Annotated in this window: 20 protein-coding genes; 6 read left to right on the top strand and 14 right to left on the bottom strand. The window is 66.9% G+C overall.

From position 1 onward, the window contains the following. Positions 1 to 43: 43 nt before the first annotated feature. A complete protein-coding gene (locus tag SJY26_RS07320; protein ID WP_396595474.1) occupies positions 44 to 619 on the top strand; it encodes a DUF4334 domain-containing protein in 576 nt (191 codons plus the stop codon). On the opposite strand, the gene SJY26_RS07325 is transcribed toward SJY26_RS07320, so the two are convergent. The 4 genes from SJY26_RS07325 to SJY26_RS07340 form a co-directional block, all read right to left on the bottom strand. Continuing rightward, positions 588 to 980, bottom strand: coding sequence for a hypothetical protein (locus SJY26_RS07325; RefSeq protein ID WP_396595475.1), 393 nt, complete (start codon positions 978 to 980; stop codon positions 588 to 590). The genes SJY26_RS07320 and SJY26_RS07325 overlap by 32 nt on opposite strands. A gap of 10 nt (positions 981 to 990) precedes the next feature. Then, positions 991 to 2,154 carry an acyl-CoA dehydrogenase family protein gene (locus SJY26_RS07330; RefSeq protein WP_396595476.1) on the bottom strand — a complete coding sequence of 388 codons (1,164 nt, stop codon included), beginning with the start codon at positions 2,152 to 2,154 and terminating at the stop codon, positions 991 to 993. A gap of 234 nt (positions 2,155 to 2,388) precedes the next feature. Continuing rightward, a complete protein-coding gene (locus tag SJY26_RS07335; RefSeq protein WP_396595477.1) occupies positions 2,389 to 4,173 on the bottom strand; it encodes an acyl-CoA dehydrogenase C-terminal domain-containing protein in 1,785 nt (594 codons plus the stop codon). 4 nt (positions 4,174 to 4,177) lie between these two features. Further along, the gene (locus SJY26_RS07340; RefSeq protein ID WP_396595478.1) at positions 4,178 to 4,660 is read right to left on the bottom strand and encodes a MerR family DNA-binding transcriptional regulator; all 483 of its coding nucleotides are present in this window, start codon (positions 4,658 to 4,660) and stop codon (positions 4,178 to 4,180) included. Between the two features lie 91 nt (positions 4,661 to 4,751). Here SJY26_RS07340 and SJY26_RS07345 point away from each other — a divergent pair, with 91 nt between their 5' ends. Next, positions 4,752 to 4,943, top strand: a complete 192-nt coding sequence (locus SJY26_RS07345; protein WP_396595479.1) for a DUF2256 domain-containing protein — start codon at positions 4,752 to 4,754, stop codon at positions 4,941 to 4,943. Here the strand turns inward: SJY26_RS07345 and SJY26_RS07350 are convergent. From SJY26_RS07350 to SJY26_RS07365, 4 genes are all read right to left on the bottom strand, one after another. Next, positions 4,912 to 5,340, bottom strand: a complete 429-nt coding sequence (locus SJY26_RS07350) for a DoxX family protein (protein WP_396595480.1) — start codon at positions 5,338 to 5,340, stop codon at positions 4,912 to 4,914. The two genes, SJY26_RS07345 and SJY26_RS07350, sit on opposite strands and share 32 nt — an antisense overlap. Positions 5,341 to 5,663: 323 nt before the next feature. Further along, positions 5,664 to 5,900, bottom strand: coding sequence for a helix-turn-helix domain-containing protein (locus tag SJY26_RS07355; protein ID WP_396595481.1), 237 nt, complete (start codon positions 5,898 to 5,900; stop codon positions 5,664 to 5,666). Positions 5,901 to 5,914: 14 nt separating this feature from the next. Further along, positions 5,915 to 6,439: a DUF2975 domain-containing protein gene (locus SJY26_RS07360; protein ID WP_396595482.1), complete on the bottom strand. Its 525-nt coding sequence runs from the start codon at positions 6,437 to 6,439 to the stop codon at positions 5,915 to 5,917. A 108-nt stretch (positions 6,440 to 6,547) separates the two neighbouring features. Continuing rightward, the gene (locus SJY26_RS07365) at positions 6,548 to 7,951 is read right to left on the bottom strand and encodes a protein adenylyltransferase SelO (RefSeq protein WP_396595483.1); all 1,404 of its coding nucleotides are present in this window, start codon (positions 7,949 to 7,951) and stop codon (positions 6,548 to 6,550) included. Between the two features lie 429 nt (positions 7,952 to 8,380). Here SJY26_RS07365 and SJY26_RS07370 point away from each other — a divergent pair, with 429 nt between their 5' ends. Beyond that, the gene (locus SJY26_RS07370; RefSeq protein WP_396595484.1) at positions 8,381 to 10,990 is read left to right on the top strand and encodes a TonB-dependent receptor; all 2,610 of its coding nucleotides are present in this window, start codon (positions 8,381 to 8,383) and stop codon (positions 10,988 to 10,990) included. Positions 10,991 to 11,285: 295 nt separating this feature from the next. Here the strand turns inward: SJY26_RS07370 and SJY26_RS07375 are convergent, their stop codons facing one another. Continuing rightward, entirely contained in the window at positions 11,286 to 14,489 is a 3,204-nt protein-coding gene (locus SJY26_RS07375) for an efflux RND transporter permease subunit (RefSeq protein ID WP_396595485.1), read from the bottom strand. 3 nt (positions 14,490 to 14,492) lie between these two features. Continuing rightward, a complete protein-coding gene (locus SJY26_RS07380; protein ID WP_396595486.1) occupies positions 14,493 to 15,644 on the bottom strand; it encodes an efflux RND transporter periplasmic adaptor subunit in 1,152 nt (383 codons plus the stop codon). Between the two features lie 225 nt (positions 15,645 to 15,869). On the opposite strand from SJY26_RS07380, the gene lepA reads away from it, so the two are divergent. Next, on the top strand, positions 15,870 to 17,678 hold the full coding sequence (gene lepA / locus SJY26_RS07385; protein WP_396595487.1) for a translation elongation factor 4: 1,809 nt from the start codon (positions 15,870 to 15,872) through the stop codon (positions 17,676 to 17,678). Here lepA and SJY26_RS07390 read toward each other — a convergent pair whose 3' ends face one another. Together SJY26_RS07390 and SJY26_RS07395 are read right to left on the bottom strand one after the other, a co-directional pair. Next, a complete protein-coding gene (locus SJY26_RS07390) occupies positions 17,679 to 19,862 on the bottom strand; it encodes a peptidase domain-containing ABC transporter (RefSeq protein WP_396595488.1) in 2,184 nt (727 codons plus the stop codon). Beyond that, a complete protein-coding gene (locus SJY26_RS07395) occupies positions 19,820 to 21,064 on the bottom strand; it encodes an HlyD family secretion protein (protein WP_396595489.1) in 1,245 nt (414 codons plus the stop codon). The genes SJY26_RS07390 and SJY26_RS07395 overlap by 43 nt, the downstream gene beginning before the upstream one ends. A gap of 117 nt (positions 21,065 to 21,181) precedes the next feature. Here SJY26_RS07395 and SJY26_RS07400 point away from each other — a divergent pair, with 117 nt between their 5' ends. Beyond that, entirely contained in the window at positions 21,182 to 21,367 is a 186-nt protein-coding gene (locus tag SJY26_RS07400; RefSeq protein ID WP_396595490.1) for a hypothetical protein, read from the top strand. 612 nt (positions 21,368 to 21,979) lie between these two features. Here the strand turns inward: SJY26_RS07400 and SJY26_RS07405 are convergent. Then, complete coding sequence (locus tag SJY26_RS07405; RefSeq protein ID WP_396595491.1) at positions 21,980 to 22,141, bottom strand: hypothetical protein; 162 nt, start codon at positions 22,139 to 22,141, stop codon at positions 21,980 to 21,982. Positions 22,142 to 22,294: 153 nt separating this feature from the next. Between SJY26_RS07405 and SJY26_RS07410 the strand changes: the two genes are divergently transcribed. Further along, complete coding sequence (locus tag SJY26_RS07410; protein ID WP_396595492.1) at positions 22,295 to 24,640, top strand: GH92 family glycosyl hydrolase; 2,346 nt, start codon at positions 22,295 to 22,297, stop codon at positions 24,638 to 24,640. Here SJY26_RS07410 and SJY26_RS07415 read toward each other — a convergent pair. Beyond that, on the bottom strand, positions 24,637 to 26,028 hold the full coding sequence (locus tag SJY26_RS07415) for a glycoside hydrolase family 47 protein (protein WP_396595493.1): 1,392 nt from the start codon (positions 26,026 to 26,028) through the stop codon (positions 24,637 to 24,639). The genes SJY26_RS07410 and SJY26_RS07415 overlap by 4 nt on opposite strands. Between the last annotated feature and the right edge of the window lie 6 nt (positions 26,029 to 26,034).

Here is a 26,034-nt window from a genome sequence, read left to right on the forward strand (position 1 = left end):
AGACCGTTACCCCTGCGCATTTCCACCGGAGAGGAAACGGATCATGCCATGGCTGGAAAACTGGGCGAGGCAGGGAATGACCCCGGACGGGGCGCTGGACGCGTTCGACACGCTGGCCGCCGTGACCCCGGAGGTCCTGATCGGGACATGGCGCGGCACGGAGTTGCCGAGCGGCCACCCGCTTGATGGCCTGCTGGCGTTCTATGGCTGGCACGGTAAGGCTTTCATGGACGCCGACCGGGTCCACCCGCTGCTGTTTGACGGCCAAGACGCGGTTCATGCCCTTGACCCGGCCCGGCTGCCGCTGGGCGTCGCGCTGAGGCTCCCGCGGGTGTCCCGCACCGAGGCGGCGCGCGGTCTGTACCGCAAGATGTTGCCCGTGCTGGCGACCCGCGCACCGAAGGCCAGGCTGCGGTCGGTGGCCCACCGCGGGCTGGTGTCGGCGGGGATGATCTATGACGACCTGCCCATCATCGATCACTTTCGGCGGGTCGACGACACGCGGGTTCTGGGTCTGATGGACTGGCGGCCCACGCCTGCCCCCTTCTTCTTCCTGTTGACCCGTGAGGCGACAGGGGCTGCCGCCGTTACCCCCGAGGCGGTGCCTCCGGCAGCCTGACCCCCAGCGATTTTGCGACCACGGGGAAGATGGCGTCGGCCTCGGCCTCGGTGGTGCCGAACGGGGCCCTCAGGTCCAGCCAGTAGGCGCGGAACTCCTCGCCATCACTGTTCACAAGCACGGCCAGGGCCGCCTTGATCCGCGTCTGCGTCTCCCGTGTCAGCTCCGCGAAAGGGCCGGCGATGTCGGTCTGCAGGGCGCGGGCCACGTCCTTCGCGTCCATCGGATCGACCGGGCCGAGCCGCGTCAGCATCTCGGCCTTGCCGGCCCCGCCGATCCACGGATCGAACAGGCTGTCGAGCAGTTCGGACCGGGCCCGGGCCTCGCGTTCCGCCAGTCTCTGGGGGGCTGTCTTGCGCATGCGGACGGTCTTACAGCGAACGCGCGATCAGCACCTTCATGATCTCGTTGGTGCCGCCGTAGATGCGCTGGACGCGCGCGTCCTTGTAGAGCTGGGCGATCGGATATTCGTTCATATAGCCGTAGCCGCCGTGCAGCTGGAGCATCTCGTCCAGGGTCTCGCCCTGGATGTCGGTGACCCAGTATTTCGCCATGGAGGCGGTGACCGCATCCAGCTGGCCCTTCAGGTGCAGGCCGATGCAGTGGTCGACGAAGACCCGGGCGACGGTCAGCTTGGTCTTGACCTCGGCCAGTTTGAACTGGGTGTTCTGGAACTCCAGCACGGTCTTGCCGAAGGCCTTGCGCTGTTTGACGTAGGCGAGGGTTTCCTGCAGCCCGCGCTCGGCGGCCGCGATGCCCTGGATGGCGATGTTCAGCCGCTCCTGCGGCAGTTGCTGCATCAGCTGGATGAAGCCCTGGCCCTCGCCGCCGCCGATGATGTTCTCGCCTGGCACCTTCACGTCGTTGAAGAAAAGTTCGGAGGTGTCGTTGCCCTCCATGCCGATCTTGTGGAGGTTGCGGCCGCGTTCGAAGCCCTCGGCGCCGTCGGTCTCGACCACGATCAAACTGGTGCCCTTGGCGCCCGCCGTCGGGTCGGTCTTTGCCACGACGATGATGAAGTTGGCCAGCTGGCCATTGGTGATGAAGGTCTTGGAGCCGTTCACCACATAGCCGTTGCCGGACTTGATGGCGGTCGTCTTGATGCCCTGAAGATCGCTGCCCGCGCCGGGTTCGGTCATGGCGATGGCCCCGACCAGTTCGCCGGTCAGCAGCCTGGGCAGCCAGCGTTCCTTCTGTTCCGGTGTGCCGTAGTGCCAGATGTAGGGGGCGACGATGGCGTTGTGCAGGCTGATGCCGAAATGGTCCGCGCCCTTCCAGCCCAGCTGGCGCATCAGCACGACCTCGTGGCGATAGTCGCCGCCCATGCCGCCGTCTTCCTCGGGCATGGACAGGCCCAGCAGACCCGCCTCGCCGGCCTTGTTCCACAGGTCGCGCGGCACGCTGGAGTTGGCGATCCAGGACTGGACGGCCTCGGGCGGCGCGTGCTCGTCGATCCATTTTCCGACGCTGTCGGAGAACATCACGATGTCCTCTTCCAGCATGAAATCGGGGGAGGGGGTGTCGATGACGTTCATGGCGTTTCCTGTCTCCTCCCCGTCGCCGAAGGGCGATGGGGAGGTGGCCCGGCGCGATCAGCGCCGGGACGGAGGGGGCGAGGTGATGTCGAAGGTGAGGGTGGGTCTGATCGGACTCCGGTGGTGGGGCGGGAGCCCGGGTCGGTGAGACCGGGTCGCCCCCTCCGTCCCCTCGCTGATCGCGAGGGTCCACCTCCCCATCGCCCTTCGGCGATGGGGAGGAGACGCGTGGCTCTAGAACGCCTCCGCCGGCATCTGCATCAGGACGTCTGCGCCGGTCTTCAGCTTGACCAGATGGCCCTGCGCGTCGGGCAGGATGCGTTCGACGAAGTAGCGGCCGGTCTGCAGCTTGGTGACGTAGAAGGGGTCGGTCGTGCCTTCGTCGACCTTGGCCTGGGCCGCCTTCGCCATCTGGGCCCACATGTAGGCAAGGGCGGTCAGGCCGAACAGGTTGAGGTAGTCGGTCGAGGCGGCACCGGCGTTGTCCGGGTTCTGCATGCCGTTCTGCATCAGCCACATGGTGGCCTCCTGCAGCTTGGTCTTGGCGTCGGCCAGACCGTCGACGAAGGGTTTGACGGCAGTCCCGGCACCGGCGTTCTCGGCCACGAAGGCGTCGATGTCGGCGAACCAGCTCATGATGGCGCGACCGCCGTTGCCGGGCAGTTTGCGACCGACCAGATCCAGGGCCTGGATGCCGTTGGTGCCCTCATAGATCATGGTGATCCGGGCATCGCGCAGATACTGGCTGGCCTGGAAATGCTCGGTGTAGCCCGAGCCGCCGTGGACCTGCATGCCCAGTGACGCGACGTGGAAGCCCTTGTCGGTCAGATAGGCTTTCAGCACGGGCGTCAGCAGGCCCATATAGTCCTTGGCCTTCTGGGCCGTGGCGGCGTCGTCGGACTTCTCCAGATCGGCCTGGAGCGCGGTCCACAGGACGAAGGCCTGGCCGCCTTCGACGAAGGCCTTGGCCTCCAGCAGCATGCGCCGGACGTCGGGGTGGACCATGATGGAATCGGCCGGTCCGTCCGGGTTCTTGGGTCCGGTCAGGCTGCGGCCCTGGATCCGGTCCTTGGCGAACTCGACGGCGGCCTGATAGGCGGCGGCACCGATGGCGAGGCCCTGCAGGCCGGTGCCCAGACGGGCGTCGTTCATGACCACGAACATGTTGTTCATGCCCCGGCCTTCCTCGCCGATCAGCCAGCCGGTCGCGCCGTCGTACTGCATAACGGCGGTCGCATTGCCGTGGATGCCCATCTTGTGCTCGAGGCCCGTGCACATCAGCGCGTTGCGCTCGCCGATCGAGCCGTCCTCGTTGACGAGGAATTTGGGCACCAGGAACAGTGACAGGCCCTTGATCCCGGCCGGTGCGCCCTCGACCCGGGCCAGGACGGTGTGGATGATGTTGTCGGTGAAGTCGTGCTCGCCGGCGGAGATCCAGATCTTCTGGCCGGTGATCTTGTAGCTGCCGTCGCCCTGGGGCACGGCCTTGGTGCGCACCATGCCCAGATCGGTGCCGCACTGGGGCTCGGTCAGGTTCATGGTCCCGCCCCACTCGCCGGTGGCCATCTTCGGCAGGTATTTGGTCTTCAGCTCCTCCGACGCGTTGGCGTGGATGCCGGCGTACGCTCCCGCCGTCAGGCCCGGATACATCGAGAAGGCGGCCGAGGCTCCGGCGGTGAACTGGCCGAACGCCATGCCGACCACGGCGGGCATGCCTTGGCCGCCATAGGCCGGATCGGCCGAAAGGGCGGGCCAGCCGGCCTCGACCATGGCGTGGTAGGCTTCCTTCCAGCCCTTGGGTCCGGTGACGACGCCGTTGTCCCAGTGGCAGCCTTCCTTGTCGCCCGAATGGTTGATCGGGGCGATGACCTCTTCGGCGAACTTGGCCCCTTCCTCGAGCAGTTGCTGGACCAGGTCGGACGAGACGTCCTGGAAGCCGGGCGAGTTCGAATAGCGGTCGATCTCCAGCACTTCGTTCAGGATGAAGGTCAGGTCGCGGACGGGCGCCTTGTAGGCCATGGGGTCAGGCTCTCAGTTTGAACGGATGATGGTGGTGGTGGTCGAGGCGGTCGCGCAGCACCGAGGCATATTCCTCAGCCCCGGGCAGGAGGTCGGGCCGCTGTTCGGACAGGCGGGCCTCCATGGCGGCGCAGGCTTCCTCGGCCATCTCGATGGCGGCGTCGAGGTCCTCGCGCTGCTGTTTCAGGGCCGCGATCTGGGCCCGGTGACGGCGCAGGGCGATGGCCATCTGATGGGTGTTGCCGTCGTTGCGGTCGTACAGATCCAGCATTTCCTGGATCTCGGTCAGGGTGAACCCGATGCGGCGGCCGCGCAGGATCAGCTTCAGCCGGGCCCGGTCGCGGGCGTCGTAGACCCGGGTCTGGCCCTTGCGGGCGGGGGTGAGCAGACCCTTGTCCTCATAGAATTGCAGGGCCCGGGCCGTCGCGCCGAACTCGCGACAGAGCTGGCGGATCGAATAGGTGCGATGGTCGTCGGCGGTGCCCATGACGACTTCATAACTTGACGCGGACGTAAAGGGAAGCTTTCAGCATGTCGCACGGGCTTGCGCCCGGCGGGGCCGCAGACGATACGGCCGGATGGCGCGCAAACATGTGAACAGGGGGCAGGCCCCGGCCAAGGGCGACCTGCCGTCCAAGGACTGCCCGGTCTGCCGGCGGCCGTTCGTCTGGCGCGCCAAATGGGCGCGCGACTGGGATCAGGTGAAGTTCTGTTCCGAGCGCTGCCGGAGGACCGGCGTCAGCGGCGGCCCAGCAGCACCGGGATCGTGATTGCCAGCAGGGCGACGTTGACGAGCGCCAGGCCCAGGTCGAGGCCGGCGGCATGGACCAGCAGCATGACGGTCTCCAGCCCGATCAGACCGGAGGCCGAGATCAGCAGGGGCCAGCGGCCGATCCGCCATGAGGCCAGCGGGGCCAGCATGCCGAGCGCGAGCACCAGCTCGACAATGCCCACGCCGCGGACCAGCGGTTCCGCCACGAAGGCCGGCCACGACATCAGGGCCACCAGATTGTCCAGCGGCTCGGTCAGCTTGGCGTAGCCGGCTGCGACAAAGAACATCGCCACCCAGCCCTGCAGCGTCCAGAGCGCGAGGTTACGGTAGCCTGCCAGGGCGCGGGCGCGCGCGGGGGAGACGGGCGGGCGGCCGGGGGAGAAGGTCGTTTGCATGGTGCTTTTTCGGTCGTCGGGGAGGACGGGAGGATTGGTAACAGTGTCTAGATCAGTTTGGTGATCCGGTTTCGCAAGGGCCCGCAGACCCGACCGTAACCGTGTGTGATAACGAAGCTGTGCCGTGGATGCCGGGCGGCAGGGTGGCGGGATGCATACAAGTCGGTAATCCGGCGCGGACACCGCCTGTGCAGACAGTCATGGCACAGCTTCAGCGCCGTGTCATCACCCGATGACATCAATTGATGACTTATTGCTCGCCGGGCCTTCCGGGGACGTCATCGGGCGCGACGGGCGGCGTGTTGCGCACCCACGCGAGCCCATCAGTCCTCGCCGGTTTCTCCGCCCGGCTGGGGTTCCGCGGTATTGGCCAGGAGTCGGCCGGGCGCGCAGTCCAGCTCGCGGCACAGGGCGTCCAGGGTGCTGAACCGGATCGCCCGGGCCTTGCCGGTCTTGAGGATCGACAGATTGGCGACGGTCACTCCGACGCGGTCACTGAGTTCGGTCAGGGACATGCGGCGTTCCAGCAGCACCTGATCCAGTTGCACGAGGATGGCCATCGGGGCGTTCTCCCTCAGACCGTCATCTGCGCGTCGTCGCGCATGGCGGCACCCTGCCGGAAGACTTCGGCCAGCATGAAGACGATCAGGATGCCCAGCCAGGCCCCGAGGTTGATGTCATAGTCCCGGTCGGCCCTGCCCTCCGCGAGGGGCGCGCTGAAGGTCAGGATGGCCGCAGCGATCTGCACGCCCATGAGACCCAGCCCCATGGCACGGAGCCGGTTCACATTGGCGGGCTCGAACGCATCGCCCTGATTGACGGCAAGGAAGATGCGGCGAAGGCGATTGATGACCCACCAGGTGCTCACGGTGGCGACGAAGGCGGCCATCAGGGTGATCCGCTCGGAGACCGCCAGTGCCATGTCCCTCTTCTCCCGTCCGGTCAGCCCGTCCATCAGGCCGGCCCCGAACTCGGGGAACAGCGTGCTGACGAGAAGGCCGAGGCCGGTGGCGACGACGCCGAGGGTCACAAAAACATTGATGAAGCCAAGGCCCCAGCACATCACGCTGGCGACAGATCGACGACCGATGAGTTTCATACCGTATCCCTTCCGGCCGCATCCGGGCGACCCCGTCGGCGGCTGGATAGGAGCGTATCGATAAACGATCAAGAAGATTATTGTTTTTCGATATGAAACTTTGGTAATCTACGCCCGTGCGCGGCGGGTCGCTTCCAGTCTGGTCAGCTTGTGGTGCAGGGGCGACCAGTCATCCGCGGTGTCGATCGCCGACCAGATCGCCTCGACCTCGTCGATCAGCATCTCCTCCGGCTCCGGAGCGGCGAAGGCCGGGTTTTCCAGCCGCTCCGGCCGGTCGGGCTCGTGCTCGAACAGGGCGAAGCGGAAGGCGTCGAAGGCCTCACCCTGCCAGTGTTTGCCGCGCGGCCCGGCCAGGGCGCGGGCCGAGGACGAGAAGCCGGCGAACCAGTCGTGGAACAGGGGCTCCCACCGGACCGCCTCGCCGCCCTCGCGCAGCAGGGCCAGTGTCGTGTCCAGCAGGCGCTGGTCCGCCGCCTCGCCCAAGCTCTTCACGCCCAGCCGCTCAAGGAAGGCCGCGCGGAGCTCGCGGATATAGGCGGGGCCGAAGCCGTTCAGCGCCTCGGTCAGGGGCGCGGCATCGGCCACCAGCTTCAGACAGCCGGCCAGCTGGGTCAGGTTCCAGAATACCGCCTCGGGCTGGCGGGCAAAGGCGTAAAGGCCCTGGCTGTCGAAATAGGCCGCGGTGAAGCCGGGCTCGTAGGACGGCAGGAACCGCCACGGGCCGTAGTCGAAGCTTTCTCCGGTGACGTTCAGGTTGTCGGTGTTCAGGACCCCGTGGACGAAGCCGGCCGCGATCCAGCGCGCCGTCAGCCGCGCCGAGGCGGCGACGATGGCGGCCAGCAGGCCCGGCGCGTCGCCGACGGCCACCGCCGGGTGGTAGAGTGACCGCACGTGCTCCACGAGCGTCTCGACCATGTCGGCGCGCCCGAAGAAGGCGGCGCGCTGGAAGGTGCCGAAGCGGATGTGGCTATGCTGCAGCCGGACGAGGACGGCGGAGCGGGTCGGCGAGGGTTCGTCGCCCCGCTCCAGCGCCTCACCGGTCTCGATCAGGGACAGGGCCCGGCTGGTGGGTACGCCTTGCGCCTCCAGCATGGCGGCCGCCAGAACCTCGCGCGCTCCGCCCTTCAGTGTCAGCCGTCCGTCACCGGACCGCGACCAGGGCGTGGTGCCCGAGCCCTTGGTACCGAGGTCCAGGAGTCGTCCGTCGCCGTCGCGCAGCTGCGCCGCCAGAAAGCCCCGCCCGTCCCCGAGGTCGGGATTGTAGGTCCGGAACTGGTGGCCGTGGTAGCGCATCGCCACCGGCCCCGGCTGGCCGGGCAGGGGGGTAAACCGCCCGAAATGGTCGATCCATTTCGCATCGGTCAGGTCTGCCAGGCCGACAGTAGCGGCGGCCAGGTCGTTGCGGACCCTCAGGGTCGTTTCGGGGAAGGCTGCGGGCCGAACGGCATCGCCGTATTCGGCACCGAGATCAAAGAACCGCGGTTGAGGCTGGTACGCAGGGCTGGGGGGCATGGACTGCACATGTGATCGCATGTGCCGCAGTGCAACAGGGGCCCTTTAGTGTGCGCTGCAGCAAAAATTCGGGCGCGCGCGACTGTTCCCTCGAAGACGTTGGCGGACACAACCGTTCACGCCAGCCGCATTCCGGGACCAACACGGACGCAAGATCGGAAATGCGGGCCTTCTGACTTCGATTACTGAACCAACCGGCGCGAATATTGACCTTGCGTCATCTCGTTATGTCGCTTTTGCGTCACACACACCCCGGCGGCGCGGTGAAAACAGCGGCGGTCTCCGCCGTTTTCCTTGTCGCACCCTGCAGCTTGGACTACGCCCACTGTTACAAGAATCCGACGCCCCGAAAGAGGTGCGCGGTTTGGGACAGGAAACGCCGCGACTCGCCCCGGAAGGGCGCGTCCGGCCATGAGCCGGGAGCCATCCATGCGTCTTAATCAAATTCTTCGCTGCACTGCATCAGCCGCGGTCGTCGGGGCTGTCGCCTTCGGCTTCGCCGGTATCGCCGCGGCCCAGGACCAGGCGTCCTCGGTCGACGACATCATCGTCACGGCCCAGAAGCGCGAGCAGAGCCTCCAGGATGTGCCGATCGTGGTCACCAGCCTGTCGGCCGAAACGCTGCAGGACGCCGGGGTCCGCGACATCAAGGATCTGCAGATCCTGACGCCCGGCCTGACCGTCACCTCCACCTCGTCCGAGGCCTCCACCACTGCCCGCATCCGCGGCGTCGGTACCGTGGGTGACAACCCCGGTCTGGAAAGCTCGGTCGGCGTGGTGATCGACGGCGTCTATCGCTCGCGTAACTCGGTCGGCTTCGGCGACCTCGGCGAAATGGAGCGCATCGAGGTTCTGAAGGGCCCGCAGGGGACCCTGTTCGGCAAGAACACCTCGGCCGGCGTCATCAACATCATCACCGCCGCCCCGTCCTTCACCCCCGGCTACAATGCCGAGTTCACGGCCGGCAACTACGGGGCCCTCGGAGCGTCCGGCTCGGTCACCGGCCCGATCAATGACGAGGTCGCCTTCCGTCTGTACGCCGGCCGCCGCGTTCGCGACGGCTTCAATGACGTCGATCGCGGCGACGGACAGCGCGCCGAGAGCGACGATGGCAACCAGGACTTCTACACCCTGCGCGGCCAGCTGCTGATCCTGCCGAACGACACCTCGTCGATCCGGATCATCGCCGACTATTCCAGCCGTGACGAATACTGCTGCGCCGCCAGCCAGCTGCGCAGCGGCCCGACGGCGGCCTTCATCAACCTGCTGTCCGATGGCAATGGCGTCGCCCCTCCGGCCGCCGGCTTCGCGCCCCTGCCGTTCTCGCGCCAGACCTATTCCAACCGGTCGACGGCCCAGGAGATCGAGGACATGGGTCTTTCGGTCGAGGCCAATATCGACCTCGACTGGTTCGGCGGTTCGACCCTGACCTCGGTCACCTCATGGCGTGACTGGAGCTCGGATCTCGCCCAGGACATCGACTACACCGGGGCGGACATCGCCTATCGCCAGAACGACGGCGAGAACGGCTACGGCGTCGAGACCCTGACCCAGGAGTTCCGTCTGGCCGGGGCGACGGACAAGCTCGACTGGCTGGTGGGTCTGTTCGCGACCGACGAGAGCGTCAACCGCCGCGACACCTTCTATCTGGGCACCGACTACGACGCCTTCATTTCCTACCTGCTGACGGCGAGCTTCAATGCCTCGACCGCGGCGACCCCGACTCCTCCCGGCCCGATCCCTCTGAGCCCGGCCCGGATCGGCTGTTTCACCGCCTCGCCCACCAGCGCCGCGGCCCTGGGCGGATGCCTTTATGGTGCCGTTCCCGCCAGCGGGCCCGGTCTGGGCACCGGTCAGGCCTACCGCGATGTCTACAGCCAGGGCAGCCGTTCGGTCGCCCTGTTCACCAACAACACCTGGCATGTGACCGACCAGCTCGATCTGACCCTGGGCCTGCGTTACACCATGGACGAGAAGACGCTCAGCGGGCTCCAGGTCAACACCAATGGCAACGGCACCGCCTGCGCCCGCGCCCTCGGCAATGCCGGGGTGATCGGTGGTGCCCTCGGCGCAGCGTCGGTGCCCGGCGTGCTCGGCGCTCTGTGCCTGCCCTTCACCAATGCGGCCTTCAACAACCGCATCGTCCAGGACGAGTTCGACGACGGAGAGCTGAGCGGAACGGTCAAGGCGTCCTATCGCCTCAATCCGGAGCTGCTGGGCTATGTCTCCTATGCCCGCGGCTACAAGAGCTTCGGCTTCAACCTTGACCGCGTGCAGACCGGCATCACTCCGAACGCCTCGCTGTTCTTCCCGTCGGAATCCGTCGACAGCTATGAGGCCGGCGTGAAGATGACGCTGCTGAACCGAACGCTGCTGCTGAACGCGACCTATTTCGACCAGACGTTCGAGAACTTCCAGCTCAACACCTTCAACGGCGTGGGATTCACCGTCGAGCCGGTGCCGGAGCTGACGTCGCGCGGCGTCGATGCCGACATGGTCTGGTTCAGCCCGGTCGAGGGTCTCAGCTTCTCGGGCGGCCTGACCTATACGGACGCGGAATACGGCGAATTCGGTCCCGCCGACCTGCTGGTTCCGGCCAACTTCGCCAATGCGTCCCTGCTGCCGGGCTCGCGCCCGTCATTCGCGCCGAAATGGTCCAGCACCCTGTCGATCAACTTTGATCGCAGCATCGGCAACGGTCTGCAGTTCGGTGTCTCGCTCGCCGGCAAATACATGACCCAGTACAATACCGGGTCGGACCTGATCCCGTTCAAGCTCCAGGAAGGCTTCGGCACCGTCAACGGCCGGATCTCGATCGGTTCGGAAGACGAGCGCTGGACGCTGGAAGCCTGGGCCCAGAACCTGACCGACGAGGAGTACATCCAGGTCGGCTTCAATGGTCCGCTGCAGGGCACCGCCTTCCAGTCCACACCGCAGCCGGGCGGCACCTTCTACAATGGTGCCCGCGACACCCAGACCTACGACGCCTTCCTCGGGGCGCCGCGCACCTATGGCGCGACCCTGCGACTGAAATACTGATCCGGGCCTGAACCCGGACGACTGGGCCGGCCCGGGGCAACCCGGGCCGGCCTTTCTCTGTGTGGAGGAAGCCGCCGCACCCATATCCCGGCCCCCGCCGCGTGCACGCGCCGTGCCGCTGATCCGGCCGACCCGGTGAGGGTACCCCTGACCCGACTGGCAACGCCAGGAGAGGGTGACGGTAAAGGGGACGCGTGATGGGCGGTGCCGTGTCCGGCAGGTCGAACCGCCCTGAACCCGGGGCCGCCCGGGCACAGCCCGCCGATCGCGGACCGTGCCCGGTGGAGCGTGCCGCCTATTCGGCGGGCTCGGTCCCGGCGGGCTCTGTCTCGGCGTGCTGTCCGTCGAACATCCGGCCCAGACGCCGTTCCATCCGCTTCTTGACCCCGTCGATCAGGCTGAACGCCGCCGGGATGAAGATCAGCGACAGGGCGGTGGAGGTGATCAGCCCGCCGATCACCGCGATCGCCATGGGCGAGCGGAACTCCGTCCCCTCCCCGAAGGCCATGGCGATCGGCAGCATGCCCAGGCCCATGGCCAGGGTGGTCATGATGATCGGCTGGGCCCGCTTGTGCGCCGCATCGACCACGGCGTCATACCGGTTCATCCCCCGCTGCATGGCGATGATCGCGTAGTCGACCAGCAGGATCGAGTTCTTCGCCGCGATCCCGGTCAGCATGATGATGCCGATCAGGGCCGGCATCGACAGGGCCTTGCCGGTCACCAGCAGCAGGAAGAAGGCCCCGCCAAACGACACGGGCAGTGCCGCCAGGATGGTGACCGGGTGGAAGAAGCTTTTGAACAGCAGGACCAGCACGACATACATCAGCAGGATGCCGGTCACGATGGCGAAGATGAAGCCGGACGCCGTCTCCTGCAGGTTCTCCAGCTCGCCCGACACGGCCTGGCTGACCCCGGCCGGCAGGTTCTGCATCGATGGCAGGGCGTTCACCCGATCCGACGCCTGGCCCAGGGTGATGCCGTTCAGCTCGGCGGTCAGGCTGGCCACACGCCGGCGATCCAGACGGGTCAGCTGGTTGGGGCCGGCCCCGAAGCTGATGTCGGCCACGGAAGACAGGGGTACCGTTGCACCCGAGGCCGTCGGGACCTGCAGGTTCTCGATCAGGCCGAGGTCGCTGCGGGACTGTTCGGTCAGCATGACCCGGATCGGCACCTGACGGTCGCCAAGGTTGAACTTGGGCAGCAACTGATCCGCGTCGCCCAAGGTGGCGACCCGCGCCACCGACGAGATGTCCGAGGCTGAAACGCCCTGCAGCGCCCCCACGTCCCCCTTGGGGGTGATCAGGATCTCGGGGCGCACGAGGGCTGCGGTTGAGATCACATTGGTGAGTCCCGGAACACCGCGCATCTCGCGCTCAACCGCCGCGGCCGCGTCCTCAAGCACGTCGCCATCGTCGCCGACGAGCGAGATGGAGACCTGACCGCCGCCGCCGCCGTCCTGCCCGAACTGTACCCGCGCGCCGGGAATCTGGCGCAGGATCGGACCCATTTCCTGTTCGAAGGCCTGCTGGCGGATGTTGCGTTCGCTCTTCTTGACCAGGTTCACCGTGATGGAGGCCCGACGGACCTCGCCCGCGCTGCTGCCGCCACCGGGGCCGAAGCTGGTCGTGGCGGAACCGACCGAGGCATAGACCGAACGGACCTCGGGGCGGGCGCTGAGCGCATCGGTCACGCGCTGAACGACCGTGTCGGTCTCGGCCAGGGTGGCACCGGGCGGCAACTGCACCGTCACATTGGAGCGTGACACATCCTCTACCGGGATGAACTCGAATGGCAGGCGCGACGCCAGAAACAGGGAGAAGATGAAGAACAGCAGCCCAAGGCCCATCACCCACATCCGGTGATCCAGCACGCGCCACAGCAGATGCCGGCGGACAAAGCCGCCCTTTTTCGCGGCCCGTTCGGTCTTCAACCGGTCGGACGCCGAGTGACCCAGGCCCCACCGCAGCAGCTTCAGATAGGCGGTCATCCACGCGGGATCGCCATGCTCCTTGCCCTGGTTGGCCTTCAGCAGATAGGCGCTCATCAGCGGTGTCAGGGTGCGCGCCACCACCAGCGAGAAGAAGACGCTGACGCAGGCGGCGATGGCGAAGCTCTTGAAGAACTGGCCGACGACGCCGGGCATGAAGCCGGTCGGGGCAAAGACGGCGATCAGGGTCGCGGTCGTGGCGATGACCGCCAGCCCGATCTCGTCGGCCGCCTCGATCGCGGCCGGGTAGGGGGCCTTGCCGTCGCGAATGTGGCGGACGATGTTCTCGATCTCGACGATGGCGTCATCGACAAGGATGCCGATGGTCAGCGACAGAGCCAGCAGGGTGACGACGTTCAGGGACTGGCCCATCAGGTCCATGACCAGGAAGGTCGGGATCAGTGACAGGGGCATGGCCACGGCGGCGATGAAGGTCGCACGCCAGTCCCTCAGGAACACGAGGACGACAAGCACGGCGAGGCCCGCGCCCAGCAACAGGGCCTCGACCGAGGCGTGGAAATTGTTGATCACGTCCTGGGTGGTGTTGGTCACCTCCTCCATCGTGACATCGGCCAGCTCGGTATCCAGGGTCTCGATCTCGGCCTTGGTCCGCTCATAGACGTCCAGCTCGGACGAGCCCTTGGACCGGCTGATCGAGAAGGCCACGACCTCCCCGCCGTTGAAACGCGCCCGTCCGCGCGGCTCGGACCATTCGTCGGTGACCTCGCCGAGGTCGCCCAGCCGCACCGTACGGCCGCCGACCGGGATCAGGGTTTCGGCCAGGGCCTCGACCGAGGGGGCGGACCCCAGGGTCCGGATGGCCTGTTCATTGCCGCCGATCTCGCCACGGCCACCGGGCAGGTTGATGTTGGCGGCGCGCAGCTGGTTCGAGACGGCCGCGGCGCTGACGCCCTGGGCCGCCAGTTTCTCGGGATCCAGCTTGACGCGGATCTCGCGATTGACGCCGCCGTCGCGGCTGACCTGACTGACGCCCTGGACCGACAGCATGCGTTTGGCGATGGTGTTGTCGACGAACCAGCTCAGCTCCTCGGGGTTCATGCCGGGAGCCCGGACCACATAGGTGGCGATCGGGACCTGGGTGAATTCGATCCGCTGGACGATCGGCTCCTGGACGTCGGCCGGAAGGTTCTGGCGCACGCCGGCGACGGCGTTGCGCACATCGTTGGTCGCCTTCTCGAGGTCCACGCCAAGGTTGAAGGTGACCGAGGTGGTCGAGACGGAATCGCTCACGACCGAATTGATGTCGTCGACCTCGCCCAGACCCGCGACGGCGTCCTCGATCAGGCGGGTCACCTGGGTCTCGAGCTCGGTCGGGGCGGCGCCCGACTGAACGACCGTGACGGCCACGACCGGCAGGTCGACATTGGGGAAGTTGTTCACCGGCAGCCGGCCGTAGCTGATCAGGCCCGCGATCGTCAGCACGATGAACAGCAGGACGACCGGGATAGGGTTCCGGATCGACCAGGAGGAGATGTTGTTGAAGTTCATGGCTCAGCGGGTCCGGGCTGCGGGCGTAGCAGCCGGAGCCGCCGCCGCGGACGGGACCACCCGGACCTGGTCGCCTTCGCCGAGGAACCCGGCCCCTTCCACCACCACCCGCTGGCCGGCCTGGAGGCCGGTGGCCACCGCCACCCGGCCATTGGCCCGACCGCCCTCGGTGATCTGGGCAAAGCGAACGGTGGAGTTGTCGGCCAGGACATAGACCCCCGGCCGGTTCTCACGGAAGACGACGGCGCCCGCCGGCACAGTCAGCGACGGCTGGGACCCCGCGTCGATCTCGGCGCGGGCAAACATGCCGGGCTTCAGGGCCGTTCCGCCCGTCAGGGCGATGCGGGCGACGCCCAGACGGGTCTGGGGGTCCACCTGCGGGGTGACGATACGCACCGTGCCTGAAGCCTGACCCGCCTGGTCAGAGATGATGGTGGCCGGCATGCCGGCGCGGATCAGGGCCAGTTCGGCCTCGGGGATGCGGGCGTCCAGTTCCAGCCGGCCGTCGCGGACCATGCGGAACAGTTCGGACCCGGCGGGGACGATCTGGCCCTTGGTAACGCTGCGACTCGAGATCAGGCCCGAAACCGGTGCCCGGATGGTGGCCTGATTGACCCGCGTCTGGGTCTCGCTGAGCTCGGCCCGAGAAGACGCCAGGTTGGCCGAGGCGGCCCGCTGATTGGCCAGGGCCGTGTCGAGGGACGCCTGGGACAGGAAGCCCCGGCCCAGCAGTTCCTGCGCCCGCGACAGGGCGGCCTCGTCCCGGGCCAGATTGGCCTCGGCGGTCTGGACCGCGGCCTCCTGCTGGCGCAGTTGGGCCCGCAGGAGGGCGTCGTTCAGCTGCACCAGCGGCTGGCCCTGGCGGACGTATTGTCCCTCATCGACATAGACGGCGGTGGCGACCAGTCCGCCGGTCTCGGCCCCGACCGGGACCTCCTCCCAGGCGGTGACGGTGCCGGAGGCATTGACGATCCGGGGCAGGTCGGTGGTGGTGACCGTCATGGCCGTGACCGCCTGGCCGACCGCGTCGGGCGCGGCGGTGTCGGCCTCCTTGCCTTCGGACCCCCCGCAGGCGGCGGTCAGCAGCGCCAGGCCAAGGATGGCCGCCAGAACGGGCGCGCGGCGCACGGGAAGGGTCGAGGGCGTGAAGGCCACGGAGCGGTCCTGTCGTTGATGCGGCGGGGGGAGCGCCGCGATGGGCTTGGTGCCGGGCGACCGATCGCCGCGAGCGTCCGGCCTCATACCGCGTTCCCGGTCCCCGCTCAAACCTCGCAGACCGCCATTACAGGGAAATAATGAAGCCCGTGCCGGACCCGGCCGGCGGTGGGCGTTCCGGCCACGTTGGCGCACGGGCCGCGGTCATGCTAACCGCCCGGCACAATGACGACGCCCCCCATCGACCGAATCCGCAATTTCTCTGTTGTCGCCCACATCGACCACGGCAAATCCACCCTGTCCGATCGCTTGATCCAGGTCACGGGGGGGCTGACCGCGCGCGAGATGTCGGCGCAGGTGCTCGATAATATGGAGATCGAGAAGGAGCGGGGGATCACGATCAAGGCGCAGACGGTGCGTCTGAACTACACGGCCAGGGACGGGCTGGAGTATGTGCTGAACCTGATGGACACGCCGGGGCATGTGGACTTCGCCTATGAGGTGAGCCGGTCGCTGGCGGCGTGCGAGGGCTCGCTGCTGGTGGTTGATGCGTCCCAGGGGGTCGAGGCCCAGACGCTGGCCAATGTCTATCAGGCCATCGACAACAACCACGAGATCGTGCCGGTCCTGAACAAGATCGACCTGCCCGCCGCCGAGCCCGAACGGGTCCGCCAGCAGATCGAGGACGTCATCGGCATCGACGCCTCGGACGCCGTCCTGTGCAGCGCCAAGTCCGGCATCGGCATCGAGGAGGTGCTGGAGGCCATCGTCACCCGCCTGCCGGCCCCGAAAGGTGACCCCGACGCCCCGCTGAAGGCCCTGCTGGTCGACGCCTGGTACGACCCCTATCTGGGCGTCGTCGTGCTGGTCCGCGTCTTCGACGGCACGCTGAAGGCCGGGATGCGGGTCAAGATGATGCAGAACGGCTCGACCCATCTGATCGACCGGGTCGGCGTCTTCCTGCCCAAGAACACCCCGGTCGAGAGTCTCGGCCCGGGAGAGGTCGGCTTCATCACCGCCCAGATCAAGGAAGTGGCCCACGCCGCCGTCGGCGACACCATCACCGACGAACGCCGCCCTACGGCCGAGCCCCTGAAGGGGTTCAAGGCGGTCCAGTCGGTGGTCTTCTGCGGCCTGTTCCCGGTCGACGCCGCCGATTTCGAGGACCTGCGCGCCGCCATCGGCCGCCTGCGCCTGAACGACGCCTCTTTCACCTTCGAGATGGAAAGCTCGGCCGCGCTTGGCTTCGGCTTCCGCTGCGGCTTCCTCGGCCTGCTGCATCTGGAGATCATCCAGGAGCGCCTGAGCCGCGAGTTCAATCTCGACCTGATCGCGACCGCCCCCAGTGTGGTCTACAAGATCGGCCTGAGGGACGGGACCGAGATCGACCTGCACAACCCGGCCGACCTGCCCGACGTGATGCAGATCGAGACCATCTCCGAGCCGTGGATCAAGGCGACCATCCTGACCCCCGACGAATACCTCGGCGGCGTCATCAAGCTGTGTCAGGACCGGCGCGGGTCGCAGATCGAACTGTCCTACGTCGGCTCAAGAGCGCTGGTGGTCTATGAGCTGCCGCTGAACGAGGTGGTGTTCGACTTCTACGACCGGCTGAAGTCGATCTCGAAGGGCTATGCCTCGTTCGATTACGAACTGACCGACTACAAGGTCGGCGACCTCGTGAAGATGTCGATCCTCGTCAATGCCGAGCCGGTCGACGCCCTGAGTATGCTCGTGCATCGCGCGAGGGCCGAGACGCGCGGCCGGGGCATGGTCGAGAAGATGAAGGACCTGATCCCGCCCCACATGTTCGTCATCCCGATCCAGGCGGCCATCGGCGGCAAGATCATCGCCCGGGAAACCGTCCGCGCCCTGCGCAAGGACGTGACGTCGAAATGCTACGGCGGCGACGCCACCCGCAAGAAGAAGCTGCTGGAGAAGCAGAAGGCCGGCAAGAAGCGCATGCGCCAGTTCGGCAAGGTCGAGATCCCGCAGGAGGCCTTCATCGCTGCGTTGAAGATGGACGATGATTGATCAGGCCTGAGCGATCTCGGCCTCGGCCCCTGGTCTTTCGATCTGGGTCGATGACAGAATCCCCCCTTCGACCATCACGACCCGATCCGCGCGTTGCAGCAGGGCCGGGCGGTGGGCGACGACGATGCGGGTGATGGGCAGCTGGGCGATCAGGTCGGCGATGATCTCCTCGGTCTGGACGTCGAGGTTGGCGGTGCCCTCGTCGAGGATCAGGATCCGCGGCTGGCGATACAGGGCGCGGGCGAGCAGCACGCGCTGTTTCTGACCGCCGGACAGGGTCGAGCCCATGTCCCCGACCAGAGACAGATACTGCATCGGCATGCGCACGATGTCCTCATGCACCTGGGCGGCCAAGGCAGCCTGCTGCACCCGGACCATGTCGAGGTCGGGGTCGAAGAAGGCGATGTTGTCGGCGATGGTACCGGACAGAAGCCGGTCGTCCTGGGCCACCACCCCGACCTGTTCGCGCCACGCGCGCCACAGGTCGGGGGTCGCCGTCTGGCCGTCGAGGGTGATGGTGCCGGCGGTGGGATGGCGCAGGCCCAGCATCAGCTTCAGCAGGGTGGTCTTGCCCCCGCCCGAGGCCCCGGTGATGGCGAGGAATTCGCCGGGCTTCACGGTGAGATTCAGTCCCTCGAGGATGGCGCGGTCGGCCGCGCCGTAGCGGAAGCCGATGTCGGTCAGGGCCATGGCCCCGCGCACATCGAGCCGCGGCGGGGCGGCGGCGGGCGAGGTTTCGATCTCGGCCGTGACGATGTCTGCCAACCGGTCCAGATGCAGGTTCAGGAAGCGGAACTGGATGGCCTGGTTGATCAGGGCGTTGGCCCGGTCCGTGAACGTCTGGCGGAACGACAGGAAGGCGAACAGCATACCGACCGAGAAGCCGTCACCGGCGAGGATGGTGCGTGCCCCGAGATAGATGACCAGCACCGTCTGCAGGCCGGTGATCAGGCCTTGGGTGAAGCTGAGCGAGATCTGGTATTTGCCGACCGAGACCGCGGCGTTGATGGCGTTGGCGTATAGGTTGCGCCACGAACTCTCGCGCTCGGCCTCGCGCCCCATGACCTTGATAGTGGTGGCGGCGCGGACGGTCTCCATGATGTGCGACTGTTCGCGCGCGCTCTCGATGATCTGTTCCTCGGTGCGCGCCTTCATGGCGGGGAACAGGGCGAAGGCGAGGATCAGATTGAGGGCCACGGCCCCCACGACCACCGCCGCGAGTGTGGGGGAGTAGAGCAGCAGGATGATGATGGCGACGATCGCCATCAGACCGTCGATCAGGGCGGCGATGACCCCCCGGGTCAGCACGTCCTGGATGGCCGAGGCCGAGCCGATGCGGGAGATGATGTCGCCGACATGCCGCTTCTCGAACCAGTCGGTCGGCAGGCGGATCATGTGCCGCACCAGATTGCCGACCATCTGGAAGCTGAGCATCTGGCCGAACACCTGCAGCGCCCAGGCTCTGAGGGCCTCGATCACCGACTGGACGACGACGAGGGCCCCGAAGCCGATGGCGAGGACCGCGAGCAGATCGCGGTCGGCGCGGAAGATGGCCTCGTCCACCACCAGCTGCAGCTGGAAGGGCAGGGCGAAGACCGCCACCTGCAGCGCCAGCGACAGGCCCAAGATCTGGAAGAAGGCGGGCCAGAAGCCGACCATTTTCGACCACAGGCTGGTCAGTTTGATCGGGGCCCGGGCGGTGACCTTCTCGAAGGTGTTGGACGGGGTCAGCTCCAGCGCCACCCCGGTGAAATGTTTCGACAGGTCGTCGAGGCTGTAGGTCCGGGCACCCAGGGCGGGGTCGTGGATCACCGCCTTGCCCTTGCCGACCGATTTCAGCACCACGAAATGGTTCAGGTCCCAGTGCAGGATGGCGGGCAGCCGTACCTTGTCCAAGGCCGACAGCTCGACCTTGAGGGCGCGGGGCGCGAAGCCGAGGCTGTCGGCCAGGCCCATGATGCTGCGCAGGGTCGCCCCCGACATCGACAGGGTGAAGCGCTGGCGCAGACCGTTCAGATCGACGTCATGGCCGTGGTAGCGCGCGACCATGGCCATGCAGGCCAGTCCGCATTCCGTCCCCTCAACCTGTTGGATGATCGGCAGTCGACGGTGCCGCGAGAAGTTCAGTTCGGACATGAGTCTCAAGCTCGCCGTCCGGCCGCGTAGAGTGGATCGAGTAGCCATTCCACCAGGGTGCGACGGTCGATTACCACGTCGGCTGTCAGCAACATGCCCGGCTGGAGCGGGAGGTTTTCGCCGTAGGCCTGCACCTGGTCGCGATCCAGGCGCACCCGAACCCGGAACACCGGCTCCTGTACCTGCAGACCGGGTATGGCCACCTCGGCGGGTGCCAGGACCGTGCGAGAAACAGTCAGCACCCGCCCATGCCCGGTGCCGAACTTCTGATGCGGGAAGGCCTGGTACATCAGGCGTACTTCCTGCCCCTCGCGTATGAAGCCCACCGCGCGAGAGGGCACATAGAGCTCGGCTTCAAGGGGGGAGTCCCCGGCGGTCAGAATGGCGATCGACGCGCCGACCTGTGCCGTCTGGCCTCGAGCCAACGGCAGGGCCGCCACTCGGCCAGCGATGGATGCAACAACGCGGTAGGATGACTGGGCCTCGGTCTGGGTTGCTTGTTGTTCGAGCTCCGCACGCGTCGAGGCAGCCTCGGCGGCGCCGGCGCGCCGGGCGATGGGAATAGCTGCCAGCCGGGCCCCGAGCTCGCCTATTTCACGCTGAAAGCTCAGCGCTTCGGCCGCCAGTTCCGAGCCCTGTTGCTCGACGGCCAGCAGTGCGTTGCGACGGGCTTCCAGTTCGCGGCGGGGCAGAAAGCCTTGGGCGGCGATGGTCTCGGCTCGCTCAACCTCGGCTCGGGCTAGCTCCAGCCGCTGGTCCTGAAGCCCGATGCGCCGCTGCGTTTCGGCGAGCTCGCGACCCAGTGCCTCGCGCCGCGCCGCCAGCTGGCGCGCCTCAGCGTCGAGGGTAGCCACAACCGCCTCGGCGCGCCCAATGGCTGCCGCCTGCTGAGCGTCCAAGCTACGCGATAGAGCCTCGAAACTGTCGCCGCTCTCCAGAGCCTGCGATAGTGTGACGGTTGCCACAGCCTGGCCAGGTGCGACAATCTGCCCCTCGGCAACGTGCAGGTCTGAAATCACGCCGCCGTGACGCGCGGTCAAGCGGATCAGTCCTTCCTCAGGTGTAAGCCAGCCGGCCACTGTCTCTCGACGGGCATAGGACGCTGTGCTGACGAAAAACACAGCGATAACAACGACCAAAACCGCGAAGGTTGCTAGAAGTTTCGTTGAGATAGATGAAGCTAGCACCACCTCGCCAGCCAAACGGCGCGTGGCGTGGCGGATGGCCTCCTTGCGGAATAATTCGGACAAAGGACCTCGCACTTACAGTACAGCTTGGAGTTTTGCAGGTTGACCTCAACACGGTCGACTTGCAACCTCACCTAGCGTTCCGGGACGCGCACTTCATCTATTGTTTAGGAGGGAGCCATGTTGGCCTTCGGTTTAGACGTGCGTGAACTGGATAACGGCGAAATCGATAACGTGCACGGTGGTGCTATCTGGCTTGCCGCCATTCCGATCGGGCTGGGAATCGCGGCTGCGGCAGCTTCCTACAAGCAGCGGCGACGCGAACTTGCCGCCCTTGCGGCAGCAGAGAAAGGGGGAGCACAATGACCTGTTCGGATATTCGTCTGCTGGACGATCAGGAGATCGACGCCACCAACGGGGGCTTCCCTCCGCTTGTTGCGGCTGTAGTCTATGCATCGGCTCGTCATGCGATAATCAGGTACGGACCGTCGGTTGCTGCTGCTGGAGCGCGACTTGTGAGAGACAGTGCTATCGCTATCGGAGCGGGTTCTGCGGCCGGAGCCGGGATAGCAGACATGCAAGGGTAAGTAGTGTGGCGGGACGGCGCTTGTATGAGCGCTGTTCCGCCTGCCACCCCAAGGGAGCCGTTATGGCAAGTAATAGTATCGCTAATTATTTTATTGTAGTGCCGGGATTGATGATCGCGGCGCTTAGCGTTCATTTATTTATGTCTGATGAGTTTGTTTTATCTCCGAGGAATCTTCTCGCAACTGCGTTGCTCGGAGGAATTTCCGCCGGTGCGACCATTTTCAAGGCTGGTAGAGAAAAGCTTGGGTCGGTTATTCTACTCGTGTCGGTTATCGGATTCTGCGCATGGCAGATTAGCACCGGCACGTCGCCCATTTGGACGTTTGCTGGCCAAGCACTAGCGATTTTCGGATCCTACTTGCTTTTGGCTCGAACATTTTCTCGAAAAGTTTAGCGCTGGAAGGCGGCCGTTCGCTCATAGCGATAGCGCGGCGACGGCCAGGTACGGCTGCCGTTTCGAAGCACGATTGCCGAACCGAGCGGCGTGATGCCCGAGCAGTTGCCGACGCCGGACACCAGCATCAAGGCGCTGGAGCGGGCGCGGGGGCTCAAGGGGCCGGACGGCGAGGGCGGGTGTCGGATCCCCCGGGCGAGGGTCGAACGGTCTGAAGACAGACTGGAGCGCCTCGCCCCCGCGTGTCAGGAGTTCTGGTCCCCGCCCCGGTCCCGGGCTATCGGTCGGGGGACGGCCTTGGGAGGGGTGTGATGCGGGGTGTGTGGATCGGGCTGGGTCTGGCGCTGTGGCTGGCGGGGCCGGCGCTGGGTCAGGCTCAGGCTCCGGGGCAGGACGAGCGGGGCGCGGCACCCTCGCCGGTCGAGGCGGTGGATGTGTTCATCGGCACGGCGGGCAAGGGGCATACGTTTCCGGGCGCGGTCGCGCCGTTCGGCATGGTGCAGCTGAGCCCCGACACCGACTACCGGCACTTTCGCCAGTCCTACGACTGGGCCGCGGGCTACCGCTATGACGACCCGACCATCCTGGGCTTTTCCCACACCCATTTCTCGGGGACCGGCCATTCCGATCTGGGCGATGTCCTGATCACCCCCCTGTCGGGCGAGATCGTCTGGGACGCGGGCGATCCGGCGCAGCCGGGCTCGGGTTATCGCTCGCGCTACGACAAGGCCACGGAGACGGCGGAGCCCGGCTACTATGCCGTGACCCTGGCCGACAGCCGGGTGCGGGCCGAGTTGACCGCGGGCCTGCGCACCGGCCTGCACCGCTATGTGTTTCCGGCGGGCGAGGAGGCGCGGATCCTGCTGGATCTGCGGGCCTCCATCTATGACTATCCGGGCAAGGTGCTGTGGTCGCGGATCCGCGTCCGGCCCGACGGCACGGTCACCGGGATGCGCGAGACGCGCGGCTGGGCCCCGGGCCGGCAGCAGTATTTCGCCATCCGGTTCTCGCGCCCGGTGCTGGGGCAGGCCCTGCAGAACCGAGAGACCGACATCGCCTACAACGGCTTTCGCCAGCCGGGGCGGGGTGTCGAGGACCGGGCCCAGGTCCAGGGGCGGGCCCTGCAGGCGGCCTTCAGCTTCGGCCCGCTGGACGAGCCGCTGCTGGTCCGGGTGGCGGTGTCGTCGGTGGACGAGGCGGGGGCGGTCCTGAACCTGGAGTCCGAGCCCGGCTTCGACTTCGACGCCCAGAGGGCGGAGACCCGGGCGCAGTGGTCCGAGGCCCTGTCGGTGCTGGACATAGAGGCGGAACCGGAGATGCGGACCGGCCTCTATACCGCCCTGTACCATGCCCTGATCGCGCCCTCGGTCACCTCGGACGCCGACGGCCGCTGGCGCGGTCCGGACAATCAGGTGCACCAGCGCGACGCCGTGACCTATTCGACCTTCAGCCTGTGGGACACCTTCCGGGCCGAGCATCCGCTGCTGACCCTGGTGCAGCCGGCGGCGCGCAACGCCGACATCGTCAACTCCCTGATCGCCGCCCGCGAGGTCAGCCCCTACGGCATCCTGCCGGTCTGGTCGGTGCAGGGGCAGGAGACCTGGACCATGATCGGCTATCACGCCGTGCCGGTCATCGCCGATGCGTATCTGAAAGGCATTCCGGGCATCGACGGGGACCGGGCGCTGGCGGCCATGATCGCCTCGGCCACCTATCGGCCCTATGGGGGGCTCGGCGACTATATGGACCTGGGCTATGTGCCGATCGACCGGGAGCCGGAAGCAGCGTCCAAGACGGTCGAATACGCCTATGACGACTGGACCATCGCGCGGATGGCGGAGCGTCTGGGCCGCGCCGACGTCGCGACCGAGTACGACCGCCGCGCGGGCTTCTGGAAGAACACCTGGGATGCGCAGACGCGCTTCGTGCGGGCCCGCAAGGCGGACGGGTCGTTCCGCGAACCGTTCGATCCGGTGGCGATCAACTATGGCTCGGACTACACCGAGGGCAACGCCTGGCAGTATTCGTGGTTCGTGCCCCAGGACATGGCCGGGCTGGTCGAGGTCATGGGCGGGGACGCTGCCACCGTGGCCCGGCTGGACGCCATGTTCGACCATGACAATACGGGGCTGGACTATTCCCACGCCGAGGACATCGCCGGCCTGATCGGCCAGTATATCCACGGCAATGAGCCCAGCCACCATTCGGCCTATGCCTATGTCCACGCCGGCCAGCCGTGGCGGACCCAGGAGCGGCTGAAACAGATCGTCGAGAGCCAGTACCAGTCGCGGCCCGACGGCCTGTCGGGCAATGACGATGTCGGCCAGATGTCGGCCTGGCTGATGTTCACGGCCATGGGCTTCTATCCGGTCACGCCGGGCTCGGGGCAGTATGTGATCGGGCGGCCGTTCACGGAGCGGACGACGCTGAACCTGCCGGACGGGCGGCGGTTCGTGATCTCGACCGGGGGGCTGGCGGACGCGAACCGCTATATCCGGTCGGTGACCCTGAACGGCCGCCCGCTGGACCGGACGTGGATCGGGCATGACGAGATCCTCGCCGGCGGCGAACTGCATTTCGTCATGGGGGCGGAGCCGAACCGGAGCTGGGGCGCGGGGGCGGCGGCGCGGCCGTATTCGATGTCGACGGCGCGCTAGGCGGGGACAAATCCCCGCAACACATTGGCCTCGGTCGACAGCACCAGCTGGCCGAGGTCGATGCGCTTCGGCTCGGCGAACATCAGCCAGTAGTATTTCATCTGCTCGGACCACCAGTAGCCGGGGCAGTTGTCGCCCTGGGTCATCGGCCGGGTCGAGAGGTCGGTCAGGCCGGTGTAGCCATACGCCGCCTTCGAGCTCGATTTCATGTTGCGGTAGTGGGTCGCGGCGATGGCGCGGTAGACATCGTCGCGGTCGCCCAGCCACAGGTTCAGACAGGCGTCGGCCACCTCGGGCCTCAGCCCGGTGCGCAGGGTGCGGGGCCGGCCGGTGGTGACCTCGGTCGATTCCGGCACGATCCCGTAGCGGTCCTGCATGGTCTCATAGGTCTTCAGGAAGTCGTCGCCCTCGGCCCGGAAGCCTGCCTGACCCAGCAGCCCGGCCAGATAGGCCCCCAGCACCGTCTGCGACGTGTTCGTCACCGCGCCGGTCTCGAAGTCGACCATGGGGAACCACAGCAGGCCGTCGTAGCGCTTGCCCTGATGGGCGATCATGGCGGCGAGGCATTCGCGCGCGGCGTCGCGCAACTCGGCGTCGCCGAACAGCTCCCAGGCGTCCCAGAGGTATTCGTAGAAGCTGTCGGCATAGACGTCGATCGAGGCGTTGCGGCTGGTGAACTGCCCCGTCTCCGCATGGATGTTGGCGGCCATCAGGCCGATGGGGGAGCGCAGCTTGAGGGCGTGGAGCATCGCCCGGCGCGCCGCCGCATGGTATTTCGAATCCCCGGTCAGCCGGCTCAGCACCCCGAACTCGGCGATATAGGTGCCGATCTCGGCGAGGTTGGTTTCGGGGTCGCGCACGGCCCCGGTCCTCAGGTTCACATAGCGGTACGGCAGGCCGTGGGGTGAGGCGTCGAAGGCCTTCAGCAGCCGGTCGGCGAGGTCGCGGGCCTTGTCCAGCAGCACGGGATCGCCGCACGCCAGATGGGCCGACAGCAGGCCGCCGACCAGCCGGATATTGGCCTCGAACACCTGGATGTCGCCGTCGATGTCGAAGTCCAGCTCGGTCCGGACCCAGTCGACCCCGGCCTGGAACTCCGCGTCCAGCTCCATCAGCCACAGGGTGTCCAGGGCCTCGATCAGCGACAGGCCCAGATCGTGGCCGTCGATGAAGAAGCTCTGCGCCGTGCCCGACACCGGATTGATCTCGTCCCGCCCCCACGCCTTCTCAACATAGGCCTGCCAGGCCCAGCGGAACTCGGCCCGGACGTCGGCGGCCAGGGCCCCCCAGTCCTCCGGCCCGGCCTGCGGCGCCCGCCCGGCCCCGGTCGTCAGCGCCCCTCCGACAAGGGCGAGGGCGGTCCGGCGGGTCAGGGACGACAGGCGCATGGGCGG

This window comes from Brevundimonas sp. R86498, assembly GCF_044598075.1.
Classification (GTDB): Bacteria; Pseudomonadota; Alphaproteobacteria; order Caulobacterales; family Caulobacteraceae; genus Brevundimonas.